Source organism: Pseudomonas sp. AE27, assembly GCF_037113495.1.
Taxonomy (GTDB): Bacteria; Pseudomonadota; Gammaproteobacteria; order Pseudomonadales; family Pseudomonadaceae; genus Aquipseudomonas; species Aquipseudomonas palmensis.
The window spans coordinates 5551153-5576108 of record NZ_CP146966.1 but is presented as its reverse complement, the minus strand read 5'-3'; the positions used below and the strand labels follow the sequence as shown (position 1 = coordinate 5576108).

Genomic DNA, 24956 nt, shown 5'->3' with positions numbered 1-24956 from the left:
GCGCCTTCTACGGCGTCCGCTGCCGGTCTGTCGGAGGTAGAGGGCAGGAAAGAAATTGCTCATCCAAACCTCGGCTGAACGCGTTATAGGCCCAGCGCACGAACTGTTCGAGCAACCGGTCATTTTCCATTCGCAGACGCTGGTTTTCCCCCTCCAGTCGCGCGATACGATCGGCGGCCGCTTGCAGCTCAGGGGTGGCAGCTTTCTTCGACACAGGTGAATCTATGAGTGCCTGCTTGCGTAGAGTGAAGGCGTGCCGAATCCGCTCGTGCTTGTGCAAAGCCTGTCGCGTATAGGTACTCCGCAAATGCCGGGAGACTGCAACGATGAGCAAATCCCAGGTCAACTTCCCGGCCCATCCGTCCAAGATCGATACAACCTGCTCAATTGCGGAGGGAGTGAGATTTCTTGAGCGGCTCATCCTTTTTCCTCTTCCGAAGAAAGCCTAGGACGCAGATTGATGCCTGTGTCCTGCCCTACCTCACTCTGTGGCACCTGGACAGAGCCCACTAACTGCTGCAGCTTCGATGCAGGCACGACACCACTGGGCCTGATCACAGCGCCAATTGGAACGCCAGGATCGTCCAGGATTGCGCACAAGTCGTTCAGCCTTTTTAACGTCAGCGTCTGATGCTCAACCCAACGGTTGGCACCAAACTGCTCCTCGCCCAGCGCCTTGAGTGCCTTCTGCAACAGTGATTCCGTTTCTTGACGATGTTTTCGTATGGCGCGTTCTCGAACAGGATCACCTTTTATACAGAGGTGCTCGTCGCAATTTGAACAGTCTCGATGTAGCTGACAGGGAAGCATCGAAAAATCATGCACGCAGTAGCCTAGATCAGTGGTGTGCGCAGTTAGAATTTTAAGCTCGGCAAATTGATCCCGACTGATCAAACTACTCTGAGGAATACTTGCAACGTGACCAGCTGACTTCTCTGGGTTACCTAAGGCCTCCCTAGCCAAAGCAAGAATGTCCCGATCAGATTGATGGTCATAGCATTTGTTCTGTGTGATCTTTGCCCGCCCGCTCCACTTAGCAACATCAAGCTGTGAAAGTCCTCCCATCTGAGCCACCGTGTTCAGATAGTGCCGAAACTGATGCGTAGTAATTTGCATTTTACCCCCGTCTTTTTCGGAAAAACCAAACCTATCAAAGATATTGATCACTGACGGGGTACCGGTTAGCTGAGCTTGAATGTAGCCTGTGTCTGGCAAAACAATCACAGCTCTATAGGTCATAATGTTATTCAGCTCGTTTTTTCGAACCAAACACAAAGCATCGCTGTACTTAAAATTACGTTTCTTATCCACATATGGGAAACCCTTTGGCTTGAGTTCAAGTATTGAACTTTCCACATCTCGAAAGGCGTACCTGGGTGCGTCCTGATGTTTAAGATCGTACGGAATAACCTCAGGCACATTGTGCCTTCTGCACCAATCCCCACCACGCCTAGTGTCGTCACCATTCAAGGGAGGATCGAGAAAAACAATCCTGCTGACTTGTTTAGGCGACAAAAGATGACAGTTACGAAGTTCTTCAAGTTCGGGAGGTAGAAACAATCGATCTGGGTTTAATTCATACCATCTAGCAATTTCTCTTGCTGGATCTGATAAGCCCCTCAGCTTTTGTACAGCATCACGCACCACACTGGCCATCGACTGAACCACCCATTTCACTTGTGGCTTTCCTCCCTTCGAAGGAAACCAGCGAAGACCGTACAAAACCTGATTACTCTTAGTGTCGAACTCTTCAACCTCACAATCAATTGATATTGAAAGCACCTCATTGATACGACTCGGCGCAGAAGCTAACACCGCACAAATACTGGAAGTAAATACGTCTCCCGGCTGCCGGGCAGCCCCAAAAATTTCCGCGATTGCTGATAGCGACTCCGGCGAGGGCAACCGTGCACGTCGGGTCGTATCAAATTCAGGCCCTACACTACGATCAATGTTTTTGGGGCATTTGAGATGATTTCGCCATGGAGCGAACAAGGAACAAAGTTGGTGTCGCATCAGAAAATTAGAAATTCTTTTAAGCTCCTCTGCAGCCATAAAAGCTGAGGCGGCCTGATAGCGATCATTGAGGATTGAGCAGGCTCTATTGAAATGCAAAAGGGTAGCTTTGACCGGCGTAATATATTCTTCCGTTTCCTCTAACGCCATTGCGAGCGCCCGTAGAGCTGCCAGCCGTGAGCTTACAGTAGTGTAAGCAACCATCGAGTAATCGTAACAACAATACGCTTTGGCAAAGTCCTTGTAAGGTTGACTGAAGCTATTAGCATCTTTGGATCCTTTCACGCTCGGGAAGCCGCGAAAAATTATTCGAGATCGAGTGTTCCTTCTTTTCAGTCTCACATAATCAGAGACGTCCCACGCATCACTTTCAAAGTCAAGATCTTCGCCAAAAACCTTGATTTGTTTTGCCAACGAAATAAAACCTTGCAGATTTTCATCCATTGTTTTCTCTTTCAGCGACTTAAACACAAAAACACTGTCATTCATCGACCTGTTTCCTTCTTTCACGGCAAAGCTGGACAACTTGAGCTACGGCGAGCACCGTACGGTCATTGATCGATGCAATACGCTCATCAGAAAAGCGCTTTTTATCCTTTAAGAGAAACTCCAGGACAGCTTCATGAGGTCCGTCCAACCAAGGTTGAAAACATTGGCAGGTATAACAAGCAAGAGGTGCGTTTAACCCACAGAAGCTATAACTACCGCAAGACCCCATAGGCCGTGCAGCTTGGTCTATTCGCAAGTCGACAATTCGACTAGATGAGTCCGAGCCGCGAACTGCTTGAGATTCATGATCAACCAATTTACCTTTGAATGCCTGAGCTAAAGGAGCCATGTGCTGAGCGGTTGCTTTATCGATGCGTACTGCAAGCTCGGGAGTTGCCGCGACATACACAGAAGCAGTATCTGTTCTCGTATGATCGAGCAGTTCCGCTATTACGTGAACACCATGCCCTTCTCGCGCAACATTTGTACCCATGGTTCTGCGAAACCGTATTGCACACATATTAATAGCTTTCCCTGTGCGCTCAGAGCAGACGGAAAGATTTTCTAGGGCCCTGACTAAAAACTTGCTAATGCTTTCGCTAGTACGGTGAAACTTGCTCCACTCGGGCAGATTCTGATCCAACCCCGAACGCAGGTTCGCAGGTATAGGAAATAAAGGTGCCTGTAAAGGGTCAGCTAGAACACTGGAAAATTCCGACCTCACATTCATTGCGTAACGAAATATCAGGCAGCCTAGTTGATTTATCAAAACCCTTGCCTTTAACTCTTGCCGAATTGATGCGTTTTGTTGCTTTGCTCTAGGAACATAGATCAAGTATGACTCAGTTCCATCATCCGCCACAGAACGTATAACGTCACAAACCTTCATCGCCGCAATCTGGATAGGCCGTGCCCCCAGAACAATAAGCAACCAGGACAGAGCATGCGCCTCTTCGGTCAGCAAACCTGCTCCGTAAGCATCAATAAGCGCGCCCTGAATACCCTCTTGTTCAATTTCAGTAAAGGGTCCTAAATCTTGGTCCCAGGTCAAAACGGCCGCGCCAAGCTCTCGACGCCGTAATTTTTTATAATCAAGGACGTAAATAATATCTTCGTTTACCCCCGGAAGCCCTAATGCGCGCCATCGGCGCAACAAAGAAAAAAGGTTTCTGGTACTGAAATCTTCCGTATCACAAAATTCCAGAATATTAATTTGAGATATTTCGCCTAACGGAACTGTACTATTCTTTTGCACCCGCATCGCAAAATTTTTCAGAGCACGAAAGTGGCCCATGAATGTTGACGGCGCCCGATTCTCGACAAACCAAACTAACGTCAGACGGAACGAATTCATAAACAGCGGAGTAAAGTTTAGTGTAGAAAAATCCATTAAAATTGAATAAAGGCCATCTTGGTAAGACCAAAGTGATTGTCGAGGATCTAGATCAACGCCCCCTTTAGTCCGAATCTGTGAAGGCAGGGGCGGAAATAGAAGTTCTTCAGCTTTGATCGGTGGTATCTTGTTTTGACTTTTTCTCATCTGAGCCTCCGGCCATGCTAATTCTGCCTTGCATTTCCAATGAAACTTCAGTTGCTTTTTTTCTAATGTGACGTTGATTGTAAACCTTCGCCATTCCAGACGTTTCAGACCACCCCATCATCCGAGAGCGTATTTTTTGCTCTAACTCAGGTGAAACCCCATGTTTATCTACAGCATCAGAAAACAGCTCATTCCAGGTGTGTCGGAGAGTATGCGGGGATAGATCGTCGGGTAGGAGTTCACAATTTAGGCGCAAGGTTTTGAAAATCTTGTTCAAACACGCAAGGCTCATAGGTCTTCCAGTTCCCATCGCTACCCATAAGAACTCATGCCGCTGTGCCCCCGGAATCATCCTTCGGTCTGACATTATGTAGTTACGGGTCAATCCCGCCAGTTCAGGATCAAGTGCCAATAACCGTGACGAGGTTTTCGTACAAGGTTGGCGCCGTCGTGGATCAGCGGGATCATCTGATCGTCTGGCAATGAAAACCTCATTACTTTGAAAGTTAATATCTGAAATTTTTATCCCGAGCAGCTCGCCTCTGCGAACCCCTAGCGAGAGTAGCCAGCGAAAAATCAGATAGTTCCTCTGCCGAACGTGGGCTCCCCCCCAAGGATTCGCCTCGAAATCTGGCGCAATATACCGCTGCATCAACTTCAAGTCGCTTTCACTCAAACCTGCTTTCGATCCACTTCCTAGATAATGCCGACCTGATGGAATTCGTGCCTGCACAGACTCCAAGACCAGCACTTTAAGTTTTTCTAACGGTAGAAAATTTGGACTGCTCGCACCAATGCCCATCAAGTGAGTGGTAGCGAGCCAACCGAGATAGCGTTTTATGTAATACAGTCTGATTGAAACAGTGCTCACGCTGACTTGAGGACTTGATTTCTCTACAGCATTTACTTTCCCACCGGGCATTGCACCTAGCGATTTTGCTACTTCAGCAGCTGGAAACTTACAGCGCCGAGCGAGAAGCTCAATTTCACAGACTGTTAAAAAGGCACCACTATATAGCCGCTCGACCAAATCAATTTTCAACTCATCAAGCACACTCAACAAAACCATTATTGACTGAAGTGCTTGCTGGATTGTGCTCACTGACAAATTCACTGCCCGCAACTCTGTCAGCACCCACAAAGTTATCTTATGGATCGGCAGACCACTCTGTCGATCACACAGTATCGGGAGGCGCTCGCCACTCTCCAATCGCACCAGCTTGATCGCATACTGAGCCATTGTTTACTTTTCCGATAGGTAAGCGCTAAGAACGCTAGCTCACCATCGACGTCGACGCCAATAAAAAACTTAAGGCTCTAATCTCTATAAGAAAAATAACTTTATGTTTACAGATGCAGAGAAGTCATCCTTTCTGCATCTTCAACGACCTGGCGGTGATCAGCCGCTACCTGCTCGAAGCCGGGCGCGTGCACCGGGTGCTGATCTTCGACTGCGACGTGCACCAGGGCGATGGCACCGCGCGCATCCTGCACGACACCCCGGACGCGATCACCGTGTCGCTGCACTGCGAACAGAACTTTCCGGCACGCAAGGCCCAGAGCGACTGGGACATCCCGTTGCCGCGCGGCATGGGCGACGCCGACTACCTGAAGGTGGTGCACGACGCGCTGAACTACTTGTTGCCGCTGTACCAGCCCGACCTGGTGCTGTACGACGCCGGCGTGGACGTGCACAAGGAAGATGCGCTGGGCTACCTGCAACTGACCGACGCAGGCGTCGCTGCCCGCGACGAAGCCGTGCTGCGCCACTGCCTGGGGCGCGATATCCCGGTGGTTGGCCTGATCGGCGGCGGCTACAGCAAGGACCGCCACGCCCTGGCCCGACGCCACGGCATCCTGCACCACAGCGCACAACGGGTACTCGATTACCCACAATGACTGTGGAGCTGCCTGTGGATAACCTGAGCGCAAGCCCATCCGGCCCTTGTGGCACGGGGCCTGCACCGTACTGATCGTTTTTTGTACAGTGCCTGGGCGGGGCCGTGTCGGGTAGAATGCCCGCTCTTTTATCCCCAGCCTGCAGCCGCCCATGACCGATACCCCCCCAACCACCGCCCCCCACGTTGCCATTATCGGAGGCGGGCCGGCCGGGCTGATGGCCGCCGAGGTCCTCAGCCAGGCCGGTGTGCGGGTAGACCTGTACGACGCCATGCCCTCGGTGGGGCGCAAGTTCCTGCTGGCGGGCGTGGGCGGCATGAACATCACCCATTCCGAAGCCTACCCCGCGTTCATCTCGCGCTATGCAGAACGCGAACACGAAATCGCGCGCCTGCTCGACGGCTTCGATGCAGACGCGCTGCGCGCATGGATCCACGGCCTGGGCATCGACACCTTCGTGGGGACATCCGGCCGGGTGTTTCCGCGCGACATGAAGGCCGCCCCGCTGCTGCGCGCCTGGCTCAAGCGCCTGCGCGATGCCGGGGTAGTTATCCACACCCGGCATCGCTGGCACGGCTGGGATGCCGACGGCGCCCTGCGGATCACTTGTCCACAGGGCGAGGTGAGCGTGCAGGCCGATGCCGTGGTGCTGGCGCTGGGCGGCGGCAGCTGGGCGCGGCTGGGCTCGGACGCTGCCTGGCTGCCCTGGCTGCAGGCGCGGGGTGTGGATATCTCGCCGTTGCAGGCAGCCAACAGCGGCTTCGAGGTAACGGGTTGGAGCGACGTGCTCAAGGGCAGGTTCGCCGGTGCACCGCTGAAGAACATCGCCCTGAGCCTGGCCGGCCAGGCGCCGCGCCTGGGCGAGTTCGTGCTGACCGAGGGCGGCGTCGAGGGCAGCCTGGTGTATGCCTGGTCGGCGCAGATTCGTGAAGCGATCAACCGCGAAGGTAGCGCGACGGTGCTGCTCGACCTGCTGCCGAACCGGCCTGTGGACAAGATCGAGGCGGCGCTGCGCAAACCCCGTGGTTCGCGCTCGATGGCCAGGCACCTGCACGGTCAGCTGGGCCTGGACGGGGTGAAGGCGGCGCTGCTGCGCGAGCTGACCGGGCCCGAGGTGTTTGCCGACCCGGCGCGCCTGGCGGCAGCGCTCAAGGCGTTGCCGATCACGCTGGTACGACCGCGCCCGCTGGACGAGGCGATCAGCAGCGCCGGCGGCGTGAAGTTCGAGGCGATGGATCGGCACCTGATGCTGCCCCGGTTGCCGGGGGTGTTCTGTGCGGGCGAGATGCTCGACTGGGAGGCACCGACCGGCGGCTACCTGCTGACGGCGTGCTTTGCCAGTGGGCGAAGGGCGGGGTTGGGGGTGCTGGAGTGGCTGCGCCGGTGAGGCCGGCGCCTATAGGGTAAGCACAGCCCTTGTAGGAGCCGGCCTTGCCGGCGAAAGGGCTGCAGCGCAGCCCGTGCCCAATCAAGGCTTGCGCTTGCGCGGCCCGGTATTGAAAGTCGGCACCTTGCGCACCGGCTTGACCTGCGGCGCGGCGGCGGGGGTATCCCCGCTGTCGGTCCAGCGCCCCAGGCTGCCCTTGCCGCTGCCCTGCTTGGGCTTCTTCGGTTTCTTCGGCTTCTTCACCACCTGCCCGCTGGCGTCGGTTTCCGGCACCCGGTGCTCCGGCACGAAATCCGGCTCTTCATGGCGCGGCAAGGTCTTGCGCGTGAGCATCTCGATGGCCGACAGCATGTTCACCTCGTCGGCACACACCAGCGAAATGGCTTCGCCGGTATTGCCCGCACGCCCGGTACGCCCGATACGGTGAATGTAGTCCTCGGCCACGATCGGCAAATCGAAGTTGACCACCAGCGGCAAGTCGTCGATATCCAGCCCGCGCGCCGCCACATCGGTGGCCACCAGGATCTGGATCTCGCGCGCCTTGAAGCTGTCCAGCGCACGCTGGCGCGTGGCCTGCGGGCGATCGCCATGGATGCCGTCGGCATTCACGCCCTGCGCCTGCAGGCGCTCCACCAGCGCATCCACACCGTTGCGGGTCTTGGCGAACACCAGCACCTGCTTCCAGCGCTGCTTGCGCAGCAGGTGCATGAACAGCTCGGGCTTGCGCTTCTTGTCCACAGGCACGACCCATTGCTTGACGCTGCTGGCCGCCACGTTGCGCGGGCTGACCTCGACGCTGAGCGGGTCGTCGAGCATCTGCCCGGCCATCAGGCGGATCTCGTCGGAGAAGGTCGCGGAAAACAGCAGCGTCTGACGCTTGACCGGCAACGCCGCGTAGATCGAGCGCAGCTCTTCGGCAAAGCCCAGGTCGAGCATGCGGTCGGCCTCGTCGAGCACCAGCGCCTGCAACTGGTTGAACTTGACCGCGTTCTGGCGGAACAGGTCGAGCAGGCGCCCGGGCGTGGCCACCAGCAGGTCGATGCCCTTGCGCAGTTTCATCATCTGCGGGTTGATGCTCACCCCGCCGTACACCGCGTAGGTGCGCAGCGGCAGGTGTTCGGCGTACTCGACGATATTGGCGTGCACCTGTTCGGCCAGCTCGCGGGTCGGCACCAGCACCAGCGCACGTACCGAGTTGCTGGCGACCTTCTCGCCTTCCATCACCAGGCGCTGCAGCAGTGGCAGGGCGAAGCCGGCAGTCTTGCCGGTGCCGGTCTGCGCCGCCGCCATCAGGTCGCGGCCGGCCAGCACGGCCGGGATGGCCGCCGCCTGCACGGGTGTCGGAGTGGTGTACTTGAGGTGCTCGAGCGCGCGCAGCAAGGGTTCAATCAGGCCAAGTTTGGCGAATGTCATGGCAATACCGTCTGGGGAATTCAGCAATGGCGCAAGTTTACCCTGTTCGCGCGGGTTCACCGAGCTTCAATCCACAGGCGGCAGGTACACGTACGTCAGGCGATCCAGGCCATTGCCGACAAACAGCGACAGCGGCCTGCCCAGCTGGCTGGCGCGCGAACGGCACAGGCCGTAGATCTCGTTCAGGCTCGAATCGCGCGCCGATATCGGCGTCCAGCTGTGCATGCCCAGCGACCCCAGTTCGAAAATCATGTGGTCGCGGTCCTTCTCGCGGCTGAAGCTGACGGCTACCTGGCCGCGCGCTACCTGATTACGCAACCCGCCATCAGCGAACTCCAGGCGCACCGGCGTGCGCCTGAGCTTCTGGTCCGGGGTGCGCAGCGTCATCACGCCCTGACTGTAGTCGAGCACCTCGAAGGGCAGGTTGGCCCTGAGCCTCACCGGGACCCGGCAATCGACCTCGCCGCGCGCCGTGTTCTCGATCAGCGAGCGCATCGCTTCGCTGAGCGTAGGATGGCTCTTGATCGCGACATCGTTGGGGAAGGCCAACCGCAACGCGATCGGCTGGTCAGGTTGATCCGCGAGGGTCAGGGTGACGTTGCCGGTGACTGCCTGGCGCGCAGCCAGCACGGCGTCGACCGTCGCCTGCAGAGCCTCACGCCGCGCCGGGGTCAATACGTCGCCTGGCATGCGCAGGTTCACCACCCAAGGGGTCTCGTCATCGGCCCACATTTCCACTCGGGCCAGGTCGATCTGCTGTTCGGCCAGCAGGTTACGGACCGCTTCGGCGTAATACCGGTCTGCATGGCCGTGGGCGTAATTGTCGATAACCGATACCTGAAACTCCAGGCCGACTTCCTGTTCATCACAACCGGACAGCATCCCAACCAACAAGCCTGCCATGGCAATACGACGCTTCACTTGGACAACTCACCCCTCAAGGCGTCAGCCGGGGTGGCCACGCTGGCCGGCACCTTGCGCCATTGCGGAACGCCGATCAACACCACCGCGCCGATGATCACCGCCATCGCCACGCACTCCTCCACGCCGATCTGCTCGCCAGCGAACAGGATGCCCAGCAGCACCGCCACCGCCGGGTTGACGTAGGCATAGCTGGTGGCCGCCGCCGGGCGCACATGCTTGAGCAGGTACATGTAGGCACTGAAGGCCAGGATCGAACCGAAGAACACCAGGTAGAGCAACGCCCCCCAGCCGGCAGCGGTCGGCATCTGGGTCATGCGTTCACCGCTGAGCGCGCTGCCCAGCAGCAGCGCCGCGCCGCCCACCAGCATTTCGGCGGCACTGGCCATCGGCCCGGCCGGCAGCGGCAGGCTCTTGCTCCACACCGAACCGAAGGCCCAGGACGCTGCAGCAAACAGGATCAGCGCCGCGCCCAGCGGGCTGGCCTGCAGGTTGGAGCCCAGGTTGAGCAGGCCGATGCCGGCCAGGCCAAGGCCGATACCGGCCCATTCCAGACGCGTGTTGCGGTGCCCGAAAAATCGCCCGAACACCAGGGTGAACAGCGGCACGGTCGCCACCGCCAGGGCTGCGACCCCGGACGCCACGCCCGCATGTTCGGCCAGGGTCACGCCGCCGTTGCCGCAGCTGAGCAGCAATATGCCGATGGCCCCGGCGGCCTTCCATTGCGCCCAGCTGGGCGCCGGCACCCCGCGCCAGCGCAGAAAGCCATACAGCAGGCTGCCGGCAATCAGAAAGCGCACCCCGGCCATCAGCAGCGGTGGCCACGACTCGATACCGATGCGGATCACCAGATAGGTCGACCCCCACACCAGGTACAAGGCCAGGAAGGCACCGATCAGCACCAGCGGAAAGCGACGGGAGGCAGGCATGGGAGGCTCGAAATCAGGGTTTTGGAGCTGTAGTTTAGAAAGCAAAACGGGTAATTTTAAGTTACAAACCCTGTTTATACGACCACCAGACTTTCGAAAAAACGGATGTTTGCCCGTTTCGCCATCGTTTCAACACCTGGTACCCACGCCCCATGGACAAGTACGATCGCATGCTCCTCGCCGCCTTGCTCGACAACGGCCGCGCCTCCTTCGCCGAACTGGCGCGCAAGGTCAACCTGTCGGCCCCGGCGGTGGCCGAGCGGGTGGCCAAGCTCGAGGCCAGCGGGGTCATCACCGGCTACCAGGCCAAGGTCGACATGAGCCGGATCGGCTTGCCGATCCAGTGCGTGATCGAGCTGCGCCTGGCCAGCCACGGCAACCAGCAGACCTATGAGGACCTGGCGCGTATCCCGCAGATCACCGAGTGCCACCGGGTCACCGGCGATCCGTGCGTGATCATGCAGGCGGCGGTCGGCTCGATGCCGGAACTCGAAGAGCTGATCAACCACGTGGCGCAGTTCGGGTTCAGCAAGACCTCGATCATCCTGTCCAGCGCGGTAGAGCGACGGGTGCCGCTCGGCCAGCTCGACAGCAACGGCAAGAAAGCCTAGCGGTAGCGCTTGAGGGTTTCGGCAACCTTGGCTGCCGGAACCTTCTGCAGGCTGCAGAACAGCGGGTGCGTTACCTCGCTGATACCGTGGCGCTGGCGCAGTTCGCCGGCCAGGTGCTGGGCCAGGTTGGCGGCCATCTCGGCATCGGCCATGGCCCGGTGAGCGGTGCCGGTGTCGGGCAGCCCGGCCCAGCGCGTCAGGGTGCCGAGCTTGTGGTTCGGCGCAGCCGGCAGCAGGCGCCGCGAGAGCAGCATCGAACAGGCGAACGACTGCACCCGCGAGCGTCCGATCAGGCTCAGTTCGTAGTCCCAGAACTTCTGGTCGAACGAGGCGTTGTGCGCCAGCAAGGGCGTGCTGCCGACGAACTCGGCCACCTCGTTCATCACCTGCGCATTGGCCGGCGCACTGCGCAGCATGGCGGTAGTGATGCCGGTCAGCCCGGCGACAAAGGCCGGCACCGGCACGCCGGCATTCATCAGGCTCTGGTAGCGATCGACGATGCGCCCGCGTTCGAGCATCACCACTGCCACTTCGGTGGCGCGGCAGTAGGCACCCGGCGAGATGCCGGTGGTTTCAAAGTCGATGACCGCAATACGTTCCACAAAAACCTCGGGTAGCTCTCAGTGCTTGAGCAGGAGTGCGCCTTCGATGGGCACATAGCGGGTGGCGGCGCGAATCAGCGAGTTGGCGGTGAGCCCCGGTACGCCATAGGCCACCGCTTCGGCGCCATGACGGTTGATCACCCGTTCCAGCAGCAGGTCGAAATCGCCATCGCCGGAGGCCAGCACCACTTCGTCGACCCGCGAGGCGGCGTCGATCACGTCCAGGGTGATGCCCACGTCCCAGTCGCCCTTGGCCGAGCCGTCGCTGCGCTGGATATAGGGTTTGAGTTTGACCGTGAAACCGAGGTTGCGCAGGATCTGCTGAAACTGCTGCTGCTTGCTGTCGCCGCGGTCGATGGCATAGGCCACCGCCTCGACGATCTCGCCGTCCTGGCTGACGTGCGCCCAGAAGGCGGCGTAGTTGAAATGACAACCATAGGCCTGGCGCACGGTGTAGTAGAGGTTCTGGACATCGGCGAACACCGCAATCTTCTTCACCGCACTTCCTCGTCACGCCAGGGGCCGGCCCCGCATACCGGGGCCGTTTCGGCGCCCAGTATGCCAGCCTGACGGCAGTACGGGTATGTGCGCGGCTCAGACGAAGGAATCGTCGTCCGAAAAGAAGCCGCCGCCATCGTCACCGTAGTCGGTGTCCATGAAGCCGCCCTGATCATTGCCGTAGCCACCGTTGTCGGCGGTCAGGCGCTGCTCGTCGTTGCCGCCCCAGCCGCTGTCGCTGGCCGGTGCCGGCGCTTCGTTGATGATCTCGGTGACTTCCTGGGGCTGCGACGAATGATGGCCGAACAGGCTGCTGATGCCCTGCGCCAGCATCACCCCGCCTGCCACGCCGGCGGCGGTCTGCAGTGCACCGCCCAGAAAGCTGCTGGCGCCGCCGCGGGCCGGTGCGGCCTGGGGCGCGGCGTTGAAACCCTGCTGCTGAGGGGCCACGCCGGGCCCGCCAAAGCCGCTGGCCGGTTCACGCCAGCCGCCACCACTGGTGGCAGGTGCCGGGGCCGGCTGGGCCGCGCGCTGCGGCTGCGGCTCGGGTTGCCGTGCCCCCCCGCCGAAGATGCTCGACAGGAAGCCGCCGCTGCTCGGCGCAGTGGCCGCCACCTGTGCGCGGGCCTGGTTCAGATCGGCCTGCAATTGCCTGTTCTGTTCATCGAGGCGCTTGAGCGCGGCCTCCTGCACCAGAATCGCCTGGGCCATGTAGTAAGGGGCCGACGGCTGTTGCTGCAGGTGCTCGGCAATGCGCGCCTGGGCCTGGGCATCACGCGGTGCGCCTTCGCTCTCGGCTTGCTTGAGGCGGCCGAACAGGCCGTCGATCAAGGTTTGTTCTTCGTGGTTCATGGGGCGACCTCACTGGATAGCCGGGGGATTACAGGTGAGCACTAGATGGGGTTCCAGCATGGGCGATTCAATCGGCCCGCGGCATGAAACTTTGTTCAGGTTCGACCGCTGGGCTAAAGTAGCGGCCTGCTCTGTCACTGCGATATCGACTGATGAATCCGCTTAGCGTTCTGCAAGACTCCTTGTATTTCTTCCGCCGCCACCTGCTGAGCATCGCCAAGCTGTGCCTGCCGCTGATCGTCATCGAAACGCTGCTGGCCCAGGCGATCTACGCACAGTTCGGCAGCCAGACCCGTACCCTGGCCTACGGCATGCTGCTGGGCCTGGTGTTCTACCCGCTCTACAGCGGCGCACTGATCCTCTACCTGGACGCCCGCAGCCAGGGTGAAGAGCCGCGCAAGCGCGACCTGCTGGCCATGTCGCTGCGCCTGTGGCCCTCGTTCGCGCTGCTGATGATCGTCTGCCTGCTGCTGATCGTGGCCGGCTGCGCGCTGTTCATCCTTCCGGGCATCTGGGTGATGGTCAACCTGGTGTTCGCCGAGTACCTGCTGGTGCTGCGCGGCCTGCAACCGCTGCCGGCCATGCGTCAGAGCTTCGAGCTGTGCAAGGGCCACTTCTGGCAGATCCTGGTGTGCATGATCGTGGCCATGATCCCGTTGTGGCTGATCGATGCGCTGACCCGCAGCCTGATCGGCGAAGAGCCCGAGCTGTGGCTGGAACTGCTGGTGGGCAGCTTCAACGGCTTCCTCACCCTGTTCAGCACCCTGGTGAGCTTTCGCATGTTCATGCTGGTCACCGAGCCGCCGCTGGCCCGCGACCCGAGCTGAACCAAGCAGGCGACGAACGGCTCGGGTATGCTGCGGGTTCACCTGCGACGCCAAGCCGAGCCGATGATCCGACTACTGCGCAATGCCCTGCTGACCCTGCTGCTGATACTTGCCCTGCTGTGGCTGCTGGCCAGTCACCTGAGCTGGCAACCCGAGCCGCGCGAGGCCCTGCCGGTGGCCTGCCGTGGCACGGCCACGCCGCTGGTGCCGGGCCAGATGCTCAAGGTCATGAGCTGGAACATCCAGTACCTGGCCGGCAAGGGCTACGTGTTCTGGTATGACGAAGGCCGGGGGAATGACACCCGCCCTACCGAACAGGACCTGGCGTTCAACCTCGACGAGGTGGCGCGGGTGATCCGCGCCGACAACCCCGACATCGTGCTGTTGCAGGAACTGGACACCAACGCCAAGGCCAGCGCCTACCAGGACCAGCTGGCCCTGCTGCGCGAGCGTCTGGCCGACCTCTACCCCTGTGCAGTGCAGGCCTACGACTGGAAGGCGGACTTCGTGCCCGACCGGCATGTGTTCGGCAGCGTCGGCCGCGGCCTGGCGACCCTGAGCCGCTACCCCATCCAGCAGGCCGAACGCCTGGCCCTGCCCTCGGCCCCCGACAACGCCCTGAGCCGCCTGCTGCAGCCGCAACAGGCGGTGCTGGCCAGCTACCTGCCGCTGCGTGATGGCGGCTCGCTGGCGGTGCTCAACACGCACCTGGCGCCCTTCGTTCCCGGCAGCGATATCCAGCGCCAGCAGGTGCGCCAGCTCGGCGCGCTGCTCGACAAGCTGGAAAGCCAGGGCACGCCGTGGCTTATCGGTGGCGACTTCAACCTGCTGCCGCTGGGCCAGTACCGCCGGCTCACCCCCGAGCAGCGCCAGCACTATGGCGCCGACAGCGACCTGCACTTGCTGTGGGACAAGTATCCGATGATCCCCAGCAACGCCGAAGCCGGTGGTGCCGAGCGCAGCGCCTGGCTGACCCACTACCCCAACGACCCGCGCCTGAACGGCCCGGACCGCACCCTGGACTACCTGTTCCACAGCCCCAAGCTGCAGCGCCTGAGCGCCCGGGTGCTGCAGCAGGACACCCTGCAGATTTCCGATCACCTGCCGCTGAGCGCGCGCCTGCTGTTGCCGACGCCGCCCTAGCGGCTACTTGCGCGGTTTGGCCCGCGCGGTGGCTTCGGCCACCAGCGGGTCGTCCGGCCAGTAGTGCTTGGGGTAGCGGCCCTTGAGGTCCTTCTTCACTTCGGCGTAGGTGCTGCGCCAGAAATTGGCCAGGTCCTGGGTCACCTGCACCGGGCGCCGTGCCGGTGACAGCAGGTGCAGCAACACCTGCTGGCGGCCCTGGGCGATGCGCGGGGTTTCGGCCAGGCCGAACAGTTCCTGCAAGCGCACCGCCAGAATCGGCGGCGTCTCGCTGTAGTCCAGGCGGATGTTGGAACCCGAGGGCACGCCGATGTGCACCGGCGCCCATTCGTCCAGGCGCTGCGGCAGCGGCCAGGGCAGCAGGTTGCGCAGGATGGACGACAGGTCGAGCTGGGCAAAATGACTGAGCCGGGTGACCTTGCCCAGGAAGGGTTGCAGCCAGTGCTCAAGGCTGGCCAGCAAGGCCGCGTCGCTCAGGTCCGGCCATTCGCTCTGGCCTGCCGCCGCAACATCCAGCCCGCGCAACAGTGCCACCCGCGCCTGCCACTGGCGCAGTTCCGGGGTCCAGGGCAGCAGCTCCAGGCCCTTGCGTCGCACCAGGTCAAGCAGCGCCCGCGCACGCGCATCCTCGCCCAGCCCGGTCAGCGGCTCGCGGCTGAGCACCAGTTCGCCGACCCTGCGCTGGCGCTCGGCACGCAGCACGTTCTCACGCTCGTCCCAGTCCAGTTGATCCACGTGGCGCACCTGCTCGGCGAGCACGTCGTCGAACAGCGCCGGGTCGAATTCGGCCGCCAGGTAGATGCGCTCTTCGCGCTGCCCCTGGCGGCTGCCGAGGTCGGCGATCACCAGCCAGGGTTGCTTCATCAGCGCGTCGGCCTCACCGAACAGCGCCGCACGCCCGTTGGCCAACCGGTACTCGGCGCCGCCGGCACGGCGCTGCTGAGCGACCCGGTCGGGATACGCCAGCGCCAGCAGGGCACCGAGCCAGCGGGAATGTTCGGGGTCGGCCACGGCCGCGCCGGCCTTGCCGCGCAGGTAGCTGCGGTACTGGCGGGACAGTTGTCGCGCCCGCTGCACCCCGCCCTGCCCTCCTCGGGCTGCACGGGTTTCGCCACTGAGCAGGGCCAGCCGGCTGTGCAGGTCGGCACCCGCCCCGCGCAGAATGTCGCGCTCGCCCAGCAGTGCCGCCACATCGCAGGCCATCTGGGCCAGGCCAAGGTCCTGGCCGCGCAAAAGCAGGTGTGCGATGCGCGGGTGTGCCGGCAACTCGGCCATGGCCTGACCATGCTCGGTCAGCGCCAGCAACTGCCCCGGCCTGAGCGCCCCCAGGCGCACCAGCAGGTCCTGGGCCTGGGCATAGGCCGCCGCCGGTGGCAGGTCGAGCCAGCACAGCTGCGCCGGGGCCACGCCCCAGCGGGTCAATTGCAGGGCCAGCCCGGCAAGGTCGGCCTGCAGGATCTCGGCGCTGCCGTAGGCAGCCAGTTGGTCATGCTGGGCCTCGGACCACAGCCGATAGCACACGCCCGGCTCCAGGCGTCCGGCGCGCCCGGCCCGCTGGGTGGCGCTGGCGCGCGAGATGCGCTGGGTATCGAGGCGGGTCATGCCGCTGCCGGGGTCAAAACGCGGCACCCGCGCCAGCCCGGCGTCGATCACCACCCGCACGCCGTCGATGGTCAGGCTGGTTTCGGCGATGTTGGTCGCCAGCACCACCTTGCGCAGGCCCGCGGCCGGCGCCTCGATGGCGGCGCGCTGGGCCGCGAGATCGAGTTCACCGTGCAGCGGGCACAGCAGGATCTCGCGCCGCTCACCCAGGGCCTCCTGCAAGGCCTGGTGCACACGGCGGATCTCGGCCTGGCCAGGCAGGAACACTAGCAGGCTGCCCGGCTCGTCGGCCAGCGCTTGCAACACCGTGTCGACCACCCGCGGCTCGACGAACTCGCCGGGCTGGAACGGCCGCCCCCAGCGCATCTGCACCGGGTACATGCGCCCCTCGCTGCTGATTACCGGGGCGTCGTCGAGCAACGCGGACAGGCGCTGCCCTTCCAGCGTGGCGGACATCAGCAGGATCTTCAGCGGCGGCTCGTCACGCAGCAGCTCGCGGCCGTTGAGGCTCAGGGCCAGGGCCAGGTCGGCATCCAGGCTGCGCTCGTGAAATTCGTCGAAGATCAACAGGCCCACCCCGTCCAGCGCCGGGTCGTCCTGCAGGCGCCGGGTGAGGATGCCTTCGGTGACCACTTCGATGCGGGTACGCGGGCCGACCTTGCTGTCCAGGCGAATGCGGTAACCGACGGTTTCGCCCACCGCCTCGCCCAGTTCGCTGGCCAGCCGTTCGGCTGCCGCGCGGGCAGCCAGCCGGCGCGGTTCTAGCATCAGGATGCGCTGGCCGGCCAGCCACGGCTCATCGAGCAGGGCCAGTGGCACGCGGGTGGTCTTGCCGGCGCCCGGCGGTGCCTCGAGCACGGCTTCGTGGCGCTGCTGCAAGGCGGTGCGCAAGGCCGGCAGCACGGCATCGATCGGTAATGAATTCATGGTAGCCCTCGAACAATCGGCCGAGTATAACGGCGAACCGAGCCTGCCTTATCATGGTCTTAGCTGCACCCTCCGGCATTTCGCCGGTAGCGGTGCGGCCTACTTTGCGGAGATTCACATGCGTATTCCTTCACGCCTTATCGGCGGTGCCGTGGTTGCTGCCCTGCTGACCCAGCTGACGGCTTGCGGCACCCTGTTCTTCCCCGACCGTCGCGGCCAGATCGAAGGCAAGGTCGATCCGGTGATCGTGGCACTGGATGCCATCGGTATCCTGTTCTACGTGATCCCCGGGCTGATCGCCTTCGGCGTCGACTTTGCCACCGGTGCCATCTACCTGCCCGGCGGCAAGACCGCCCAGGTCGACCCGCACACGCTGAACAAGGCCATCGCTGCCGATGGCAAGGTCGACAAGGTGCGCCTGCAGGCCATCCTGGAGAGCGAGCTGGGCCAGCGCCTGCCGCTGAACGACCCGCGCCTGATCCAGCACAAGGGCAGCGTTGAACAACTGGCGATGTACGGCCTCAAGCCCGCCGCCTGACCGCCCGCACAAGGACGACCGATGAACACCAGCGCCGAACACGCCCGCCTGCTGCGCCTGGCGACCAATGCCTCGCTCGGGGTCGCCAGCATCCTGATCGTGAGCAAGGCGGTGGCCTGGTGGCTCAGCGGCTCGGTCAGCCTGCTGGCCGGCCTGACCGACTCTATGCTCGACGGCGTGGCCTCGTTCCTCAACCTGCTGGCGGTGCGCTATGCCCTGCGCCCGGCCGATGACGATCATCGCTACGGGCACGGCAAGGCCGAGGCACTGGCCGGCATGGCGCAGGCGCTGTTCATCGGGGTGAGTGCGGTACTGATCGGCGTACAGGCGGTCGAACGCCTGAAAAACCCCACGCCGCTGGGTGATGCCACGGTGGGCATTGTCGTGATGCTGCTGTCGCTGGGGCTGACCGTCGCCTTGCTGATGGTGCAGGCCAGGGTGGTGCGCCTCACCGGCTCGACCGCCGTGCGCGCCGACTCGCTGCACTACCGCTCCGACCTGCTGCTCAATGCCAGCATCCTGGTCGCGCTGGTGCTGGCGCGGTTCGGCTGGCCACAGGTGGATGCGTACTTTGGCCTGGGCATCGCGCTGTACATTCTATGGAGTGCCTTGCAGATCGCCCGTGAAAGCTCGGCGATCCTGATGGACAAGGAGCTGCCCGGCGAGGTGAGCGAGCAGATGATGACACTGGTGTGCGCGGTGCCTGGGGTGCAGGGCGCGCATGACCTGCGCACCCGGGTGTCGGGCAACCGCTGGTTCGTGCAGGTGGACCTGGAGCTGCCGGGCACCTTGACGCTGACCGAGGCCCACGTGCTGTGCGATGCGGCAGCGGCGGCGATCCGCCGGGAGTACCCCAAGGCCGAAGTGCTGGTGCATGCCGACCCGGTGGAGTGACACAGCAGCCCCCTTCGCAGGCAAGGCCGGCGCCTACGGGATTCACGCTGTGCGTGTAGGGGCCGGCCTTGCCGGCGAAGCTGTTGCGCTTCAGTTGACGCTGTAACCGCGCCCGCTCAAACACGCCCCCAGCGCCCGCCGATAGGTGTCCGCCACCTGCGCCGCAGGCGCGTAGGTCGCCGATGCCGGGTCGAACCCGGTCTGCTGCACCGCCCAGCGGTAACACTGGTAGCGGTCCTGATCGACCTGCTGTGGCGACTGCCCGTTGGCCGGGTAGGCAATCACGTCATAGCCATTGCCCGGTTGCGCCGGCGCCGCAGCCACCGGCGGGCTTACCACCACATAGTCGCGGCTGTCGTCCAGGTACTGGTAATAGGTGCCTGCAGCCAGAAAGAACAGCGCACTGCCCACCCACACCTGCCGCGCATAGTCGGGCAGGTAGTTCACCCGTACCCCGTAAGGCGGCGCCACCACCACGTAATGCGGCCCCTGCGGGCGATACCAGTAGCCACCGGAATAGTAATAGTCACTGCCACGATACGGCACGCGCCGGTACGGTTCCGGGAAGCGGTCTATGGTGTGCCCCGGCCGATACTGAGGCCCGGGGCCCCAGCCATTGCCGTGCCCTTCGCCAGGGCGCTGCCCCGGCCCGCCGGCCTGCCAGTGCTGATTGGCGTCATTGCGCCGCGGCACGTCCTGATAGTACCCCTGGCGTGGCGGCTGGGTCTGGCGGACCTCGTCCGGGCGCGCGTTGAGCGGCGAGGACGCAGGCGGGCGCTCGCCGCCATTGGGGTCCTGCTGTGGTCCGCGACGCTCGTCCTGGGCCTGTACGCCCAGGCTCAGGCAAAGCAGACCAACACCTGCCAACTGCCAGATGCGCGACTTCATGCTGTTTCTCTCCCGCTGGCATTCATGGCCTACTCTATCAGGCCGCCTGCCACGCGCCAGCAGGCGCCAGATGAAATTGCGGACATTAAAAAAGGGTGACCCTGAGGCCACCCTTCGAGATTTTCGTCCGTGCTCGGCGCTTGTGACGCCGGCTCACCTCACGCTGTCTTGTGAACAGTGTGCAGCCCGGGGGCCGAGCACAACCCGGTGGGGTTGCTGGCCGCAGCGCCCCTGATTGGGGCCGCCGCTGTGGACATGTGTCCGGGCAGTGATTCTGTTGACCATCATAGGCAAGCGCTGCGACAGAGGATTGCGAAAATTGCTCAACAAAACATTACTTGCGCAATTTTTAACTAAGGATTGATAATCCGCAGCAATCGAAACAGAAAAGGCTTCATTCATGAGCAAGCTCGACCGATACGACCTGAGCATTCTTGCCGAACTGCAGCGCGATGCGCGCATCTCCAACCAGGAACTGGCCGAACGGATCGGCCTGTCGCCCTCGCCCTGCTCGCGGCGGGTCAAGCAACTGGAGGACGATGGCTACATCTCGCGCCAGGTCGCCCTGCTCGACCGCAAGAAGCTGGGCCTGAGCCTCACCGCCTACGTGCTGATCGGCATGGACCGACACACCCCCGAGCGCTTCGAAACCTTCGAGGCCGCCATCCGCAGCCTGCCCCAGGTGCTCGAGTGCAGCCTGGTCACCGGCATGGATGCCGACTACCAGCTCAAGGTAGTGGTGCCAGACATGGACCACTACCAGAAGCTGCTGCTCGGCCACCTGACCCGCATCGAAGGCGTCACCAGCGTGCGTTCGAGCTTCGTGCTCAACCAGGTGCTGGCCAGCACCGAGCTGCCCCTTACGCACCTGCGTTAGTCAGCGCTGCGGGCCGGGCGTATAATCGCGCGCTTCAACCTGGCGGAGAAGATCGATGGATCCTGCGTTGTTCGAAGAATGGATGATGACCATCCTGGTCACCATCCTGATTGGTTTCATGGGTTTCATCGTCTGGGACCTGGCGAAAAAATCCAAGGCTGGCAAGTTCGGCACCTTCATCCTGTTTTTCGTGCTGGGCCTGGGCATTCTCGCCTTCGTCATCAAGAGCGTGGTCATCGGCTTCATCGAAGGCGTCTAGCGCCGCGCCGGCACCTCGCGCCAGCAGCCCTGGTCCAGCCCATCCAGGCTCCAGTCGCCGATCCGCACGCGCACCAGGCGCAGGGTCGGCAAGCCTACCGCCGCGGTCATGCGTCGCACCTGGCGGTTGCGCCCTTCCTTGATCACCAACTCCAGCCAGGCGGTCGGCACGCTCTTGCGAAAGCGTACCGGCGGGTTGCGCGGCCACAGTTGCGGCTCTTCCAGATGACGCGCCTGGGCCGGCAAGGTCATGCCGTCATTCAGTTGCACACCCTCGCGCAAGCGCTGCAGCTGCTCCTCGGTCGGCTCGCCCTCCACCTGTACCCAGTACGTCTTGGGCAACTTGTGCCTGGGGTCGGCAATGCGCGCCTGCAACTGGCCGTCATTGGTCAGCAGCAACAACCCTTCGCTGTCGCGATCCAGGCGCCCGGCCGGGTATACGCCCGGTACATCGATGAAGTCCTTGAGGGTGGCGCGGCCCTCGCCGTCGCTGAACTGGGTCAGCACGTCGAAGGGCTTGTTGAACAGGAGCAGGCGCGGCGCGGCCGGCGGCGCCTTGGCCTGGCGACGCGGGCCGGCGGGTTTGGCCGCGGCAGGCCGCGGCTTGGAACGGGGGGGTAACGGCATGGGGCCTCAGCGGAACGGCGGCTCGTCGAAACTGCGCAGTTTACGCGAGTGCAGCGAGTTCAGTTCGGTGCGTAGCAGGTCGAGCGCCGCAATACCTATCTTCAGGTGCTGGCTGACCGCCCGGTTGTAGAAGGCGTTGGCCGCCCCCGGCAGCTTGATCTCGCTGTGCAGCGGCTTGTCGGACACGCACAGCAAGGTGCCGTAGGGCACGCGCAGGCGGTAGCCCTGGGCGGCGATGGTGCCGCTTTCCATGTCCACTGCCACGGCCCGCGACAGGTTGATCAATGGGCGCTCCTGGGCCCAGCGCAGCTCCCAGTTGCGGTCGTCGTAGGTCAGCACGGTGCCGGTGCGCAGGCGCTTTTTCAGCTCGTCGCCACGTTCGCCGGTCACCTGCGCCGCCGCTTCCTGCAACGCCAACTGCACCTCGGCCAGGGCCGGGATCGGAATATTGGGCGGCAGCACGCGGTCCAGGATGCCGTCGCGGCGCATGTAGGCGTGGGCCAGCACGTAGTCGCCGATGGTCTGGGATTGGCGCAGGCCGCCGCAGTGACCGATCATCAGCCAGCAGTGCGGGCGCAGCACCGCCAGATGGTCGGTGATGTTCTTGGCGTTGGACGGGCCCACGCCGATATTGACCAGGGTGATGCCATGGCCGTCGGCAGCAATCAGGTGATACGCCGGCATCTGGTAGCGGTGCCACACCACCCCGGCCACCAGCGCCTGGGCCTCGCCATTGTCCATGGCCTTTTCGATCACCACGTTGCCCGGCAGCACCATGCGCACGAAGCGCGGGTCTTGGCGCAGTTGCTCCAGGCCGTGGGTGATGAACTGGTCGACATAGCGGTGGTAGTTGGTGAGCAGGATCCATGGCTGCACATGCCGCCAGTCGCTGCCGGTGTAATGCACCAGCCGGCGCAGCGAGAAATCGACCCGCGCCGCGTCGAACAGCGCCAGCGGCAGCGGGTCGACGTTGGCCCAGTCGTACAGCCCGTCGGCGATGCCGTCGGTGGCCGCCGACAGGTCGGTGCTGGGGAACACCCGCGCCAGCGCCGCAGCGGTGATGCCGGTGCCGGCCAGTTCATCGCCCTGCTCGACCACATAGGGGTAGGGAATGTTCTGCTCGCTCAGGCCCACTTCGACCGTCACGGTAAAGTCGCGCATCAAGGGCCCGAGCTGCTCCAGCAGGTAGCCGCGAAACGCGGCCGGCTGGGTCACGGTGATGCTGTAGGTGCCCGGCAACTGAACCTTGGCGTAGGCCCGGGTGATCACCGGTACGTCACCCTGATACTGGTAGGTCAGGCGCAGTTCGGGGTAACGAAACTGCGCGCGCTCGGCCGCATTGGGCTCGGTGCGGTCCTTGAGGTAGCGCTTGAGCGCCTGGCTCAGTGCGGCGGTGGCGGATTCGTGCAAGGCGGCCAACTGGTCGACGGCTTGCTCGGCGGTTTCCACGACAACGAAGGTTTCATCGGTACGGCTCACAATGTACTTCCTGTCTGTCTGACATGCATGGGCCCATCTTGCCTATATCCGCCGGCAAAGGCACGCACGTTAGAGCGGCCAGTTCGGTGTGGCCCGCTGCACCAGCGCCGCCACGTCCGCCCCGCGCGGCAACGTGCCGTAGACCCGGCCGCTGCCGGACAGCCGGCTGCCGATGAAGGCGTCACTGACCGCCGCGTTGCCGGCCTCCAGCAACAGCTTGGCCTGCACCGCCAGGGCGATGTCCTCGGTGAGCTGGCGGGCGCGGTACTGGATGTCGCCGGTATCGGCGAAGGCCGCCTTGAGGTTGCCGATGTGTGCGGCCAGACGCGGGTCGCCATGGCCATCGCCCAGCTCCGCAAACAGCGTGTCCAGTACACCGGGCTCCTTGGACAAGGCACGCAACACGTCCAGGCACTGCACGTTGCCCGAGCCTTCCCAGGTCGAGTTGACCGGGGCCTCGCGGTACAGCCGGGGCAGGATGCTCTCTTCCACGTAACCGGCGCCGCCCATGCATTCGGCGGCCTCGTTGATCATGGCCGGCGCGCGCTTGCAGATCCAGTACTTGCCCACCGCCGTCATCAGCCGCGCAAAGCGCGCCTGGTGCGGGTCGTCGGGCTGGTCCAGCGCATGCCCCATGCGCAGGCTCAGGGCCAGCGCCGCCTCGCTTTCCAGGGCCAGGTCGGCGAGCACGTTCTGCATCAATGGCTGCTCGGCCAGCACCCGGCCCCCGACCGTGCGGTAGGCACAGTGGTGCGCGGCCTGGGTCAGGGCCTGGCGCATCAGCGCGCTGGAGCCGACCATGCAGTCGAAACGGGTCATGGCCACCATCTCGATGATGGTCGGCACGCCACGGCCTTCCTCGCCGATCATCCAGGCCAGGGCGCCGCGAAACTCCACCTCGCTGGACGCGTTCGAACAGTTGCCCAGCTTGTTCTTCAGGCGCTGGATATAGAACTGGTTGCGCGTGTCATCCGGGCGATGGCGCGGCAGCAAAAAGCAGCTCAGGCCCTTGTCGGTCTGCGCCAGGGTCAGGAACGCGTCGCACATCGGTGCCGAACAGAACCACTTGTGGCCCACCAGCTCGTAGGCCTGGCCCGGCCCCGGCGCGCCCACCGGGTAGGCCCGGGTGGTATTGGCACGCACGTCGGTACCGCCCTGCTTCTCGGTCATGGCCATGCCCAGCGTAACCCCCACCTTGTGCCGGTCGCCGACATTGCGCGGGTCGTAGGCGGTGGCCAGCACCTTGGGTACCCAGTACTCGGCCAGCTCCGGTTGCAGCCTGAGCGCCGGCACCGCGGCAAAGGTCATGGTCAGCGGGCAGCCGCTACCGGCTTCGGCCTGGCTGTGCAGGTAGGTCATCGAAGCACGGGCCACATGCGCGCCGGCACGCGGCTCGGCCCAGGGCAGCGAGGGCAGGCCATGCTCGATGGCAGTCCGCATCAGCTCATGGTAGGCCGGGTGAAACTCCACCAGATCGATCCGATGCCCATAACGGTCATGGCTGCTGAACTGCGGCTTGTTCTGATTGGCCAGAAAGCCTGCGGCCATCAGCGGCCCACCGGCCAGCGCGCCGTAGGCATCGATGCGCGACTCGGCCCAGCCCGCGCCGTAATGGCGCGACCATTGCTGCAGCGGCAGGTCGAGGCGATACAGATTGGCGCCGTCGAGGCTGGGCGGCTGGTTGGTGACTTCGTGGGTTTCGGCGTACTGGTGCAGGTTCATCGGGGGCTCCTGGCAGA

At 62.8% G+C, this 24956-nt stretch carries 23 protein-coding genes and 1 pseudogene; 9 read left to right on the top strand and 15 right to left on the bottom strand.

What is annotated here, in order from left to right:
* Window positions 1–7: 7 nt before the first annotated feature.
* Genes V9K84_RS25685 through V9K84_RS25670 form a run of 4 tightly spaced genes read right to left on the bottom strand, consistent with a single transcriptional unit; the run spans window position 8 to window position 5147 of the window.
* Window positions 8–421, bottom strand: a complete 414-nt coding sequence (locus tag V9K84_RS25685; RefSeq protein WP_088513869.1) for a hypothetical protein — start codon at window positions 419–421, stop codon at window positions 8–10.
* Window positions 418–2505: an integrase gene (locus V9K84_RS25680; RefSeq protein ID WP_143516605.1), complete on the bottom strand. Its 2088-nt coding sequence runs from the start codon at window positions 2503–2505 to the stop codon at window positions 418–420. The genes V9K84_RS25685 and V9K84_RS25680 overlap by 4 nt, the downstream gene beginning before the upstream one ends.
* Window positions 2498–4045, bottom strand: a complete 1548-nt coding sequence (locus tag V9K84_RS25675) for a site-specific integrase (protein WP_178075054.1) — start codon at window positions 4043–4045, stop codon at window positions 2498–2500. Before V9K84_RS25675 ends, V9K84_RS25680 begins: the two co-directional genes overlap by 8 nt.
* Entirely contained in the window at window positions 4005–5147 is a 1143-nt protein-coding gene (locus V9K84_RS25670; RefSeq protein ID WP_168186814.1) for a site-specific integrase, read from the bottom strand. Before V9K84_RS25670 ends, V9K84_RS25675 begins: the two co-directional genes overlap by 41 nt.
* Before the next feature lie 269 nt (window positions 5148–5416).
* Here V9K84_RS25670 and V9K84_RS25665 point away from each other — a divergent pair.
* Window positions 5417–5944 (top strand): annotated as a pseudogene (locus tag V9K84_RS25665) (histone deacetylase); the annotation flags it as partial.
* Between the two features lie 151 nt (window positions 5945–6095).
* On the top strand, window positions 6096–7331 hold the full coding sequence (locus tag V9K84_RS25660; RefSeq protein ID WP_088513872.1) for a TIGR03862 family flavoprotein: 1236 nt from the start codon (window positions 6096–6098) through the stop codon (window positions 7329–7331).
* Between the two features lie 81 nt (window positions 7332–7412).
* Here the strand turns inward: V9K84_RS25660 and V9K84_RS25655 are convergent, their stop codons facing one another.
* The 3 genes from V9K84_RS25655 to yedA form a co-directional block, all read right to left on the bottom strand.
* Window positions 7413–8744 carry a DEAD/DEAH box helicase gene (locus V9K84_RS25655; RefSeq protein WP_054916356.1) on the bottom strand — a complete coding sequence of 444 codons (1332 nt, stop codon included), beginning with the start codon at window positions 8742–8744 and terminating at the stop codon, window positions 7413–7415.
* A 66-nt stretch (window positions 8745–8810) separates the two neighbouring features.
* A complete protein-coding gene (locus tag V9K84_RS25650) occupies window positions 8811–9665 on the bottom strand; it encodes a hypothetical protein (protein ID WP_143516606.1) in 855 nt (284 codons plus the stop codon).
* On the bottom strand, window positions 9662–10594 hold the full coding sequence (gene yedA, locus V9K84_RS25645; protein WP_058540581.1) for a drug/metabolite exporter YedA: 933 nt from the start codon (window positions 10592–10594) through the stop codon (window positions 9662–9664). Before yedA ends, V9K84_RS25650 begins: the two co-directional genes overlap by 4 nt.
* A gap of 152 nt (window positions 10595–10746) precedes the next feature.
* On the opposite strand from yedA, the gene V9K84_RS25640 reads away from it, so the two are divergent.
* Window positions 10747–11205: an Lrp/AsnC family transcriptional regulator gene (locus tag V9K84_RS25640; protein WP_043863869.1), complete on the top strand. Its 459-nt coding sequence runs from the start codon at window positions 10747–10749 to the stop codon at window positions 11203–11205.
* Here V9K84_RS25640 and V9K84_RS25635 read toward each other — a convergent pair.
* From V9K84_RS25635 to V9K84_RS25625, 3 genes are all read right to left on the bottom strand, one after another.
* Window positions 11202–11807: a 3'-5' exonuclease gene (locus tag V9K84_RS25635; RefSeq protein ID WP_088513874.1), complete on the bottom strand. Its 606-nt coding sequence runs from the start codon at window positions 11805–11807 to the stop codon at window positions 11202–11204. The genes V9K84_RS25640 and V9K84_RS25635 overlap by 4 nt on opposite strands.
* A gap of 18 nt (window positions 11808–11825) precedes the next feature.
* Window positions 11826–12305 (bottom strand): NYN domain-containing protein, encoded by a 480-nt coding sequence (locus V9K84_RS25630; protein WP_043863871.1) that lies wholly within the window; start codon window positions 12303–12305, stop codon window positions 11826–11828.
* A gap of 96 nt (window positions 12306–12401) precedes the next feature.
* Window positions 12402–13157, bottom strand: a complete 756-nt coding sequence (locus V9K84_RS25625) for a DUF2076 domain-containing protein (protein WP_054916353.1) — start codon at window positions 13155–13157, stop codon at window positions 12402–12404.
* Window positions 13158–13309: 152 nt separating this feature from the next.
* On the opposite strand from V9K84_RS25625, the gene V9K84_RS25620 reads away from it, so the two are divergent.
* Window positions 13310–13984 carry a hypothetical protein gene (locus V9K84_RS25620; protein WP_043863873.1) on the top strand — a complete coding sequence of 225 codons (675 nt, stop codon included), beginning with the start codon at window positions 13310–13312 and terminating at the stop codon, window positions 13982–13984.
* 63 nt (window positions 13985–14047) lie between these two features.
* Window positions 14048–15127 (top strand): endonuclease/exonuclease/phosphatase family protein, encoded by a 1080-nt coding sequence (locus tag V9K84_RS25615; protein WP_088514378.1) that lies wholly within the window; start codon window positions 14048–14050, stop codon window positions 15125–15127.
* 3 nt (window positions 15128–15130) lie between these two features.
* Here the strand turns inward: V9K84_RS25615 and hrpB are convergent, their stop codons facing one another.
* On the bottom strand, window positions 15131–17656 hold the full coding sequence (gene hrpB, locus V9K84_RS25610) for an ATP-dependent helicase HrpB (protein WP_088514338.1): 2526 nt from the start codon (window positions 17654–17656) through the stop codon (window positions 15131–15133).
* A 118-nt stretch (window positions 17657–17774) separates the two neighbouring features.
* Here hrpB and V9K84_RS25605 point away from each other — a divergent pair, with 118 nt between their 5' ends.
* On the top strand, window positions 17775–18194 hold the full coding sequence (locus tag V9K84_RS25605) for a hypothetical protein (RefSeq protein ID WP_043863875.1): 420 nt from the start codon (window positions 17775–17777) through the stop codon (window positions 18192–18194).
* Window positions 18195–18215: 21 nt separating this feature from the next.
* Window positions 18216–19088 carry a cation diffusion facilitator family transporter gene (locus V9K84_RS25600; protein WP_054916351.1) on the top strand — a complete coding sequence of 291 codons (873 nt, stop codon included), beginning with the start codon at window positions 18216–18218 and terminating at the stop codon, window positions 19086–19088.
* Window positions 19089–19178: 90 nt separating this feature from the next.
* On the opposite strand, the gene V9K84_RS25595 is transcribed toward V9K84_RS25600, so the two are convergent.
* Window positions 19179–19976 (bottom strand): DUF6515 family protein, encoded by a 798-nt coding sequence (locus tag V9K84_RS25595; RefSeq protein ID WP_088514339.1) that lies wholly within the window; start codon window positions 19974–19976, stop codon window positions 19179–19181.
* Window positions 19977–20376: 400 nt separating this feature from the next.
* Here V9K84_RS25595 and V9K84_RS25590 point away from each other — a divergent pair, with 400 nt between their 5' ends.
* Both V9K84_RS25590 and V9K84_RS25585 read left to right on the top strand, forming a co-directional pair.
* Window positions 20377–20853, top strand: coding sequence for an Lrp/AsnC family transcriptional regulator (locus V9K84_RS25590; RefSeq protein WP_043863878.1), 477 nt, complete (start codon window positions 20377–20379; stop codon window positions 20851–20853).
* A gap of 55 nt (window positions 20854–20908) precedes the next feature.
* A complete protein-coding gene (locus V9K84_RS25585) occupies window positions 20909–21112 on the top strand; it encodes a DUF2788 domain-containing protein (RefSeq protein ID WP_043863879.1) in 204 nt (67 codons plus the stop codon).
* Here the strand turns inward: V9K84_RS25585 and V9K84_RS25580 are convergent.
* From V9K84_RS25580 to V9K84_RS25570, 3 genes are all read right to left on the bottom strand, one after another.
* Complete coding sequence (locus V9K84_RS25580; protein ID WP_043863880.1) at window positions 21109–21738, bottom strand: pseudouridine synthase; 630 nt, start codon at window positions 21736–21738, stop codon at window positions 21109–21111. The genes V9K84_RS25585 and V9K84_RS25580 overlap by 4 nt on opposite strands.
* Before the next feature lie 6 nt (window positions 21739–21744).
* Window positions 21745–23217 carry an AMP nucleosidase gene (amn, locus tag V9K84_RS25575; RefSeq protein ID WP_043863881.1) on the bottom strand — a complete coding sequence of 491 codons (1473 nt, stop codon included), beginning with the start codon at window positions 23215–23217 and terminating at the stop codon, window positions 21745–21747.
* 69 nt (window positions 23218–23286) lie between these two features.
* On the bottom strand, window positions 23287–24939 hold the full coding sequence (locus tag V9K84_RS25570) for an acyl-CoA dehydrogenase family protein (protein ID WP_088514340.1): 1653 nt from the start codon (window positions 24937–24939) through the stop codon (window positions 23287–23289).
* Between the last annotated feature and the right edge of the window lie 17 nt (window positions 24940–24956).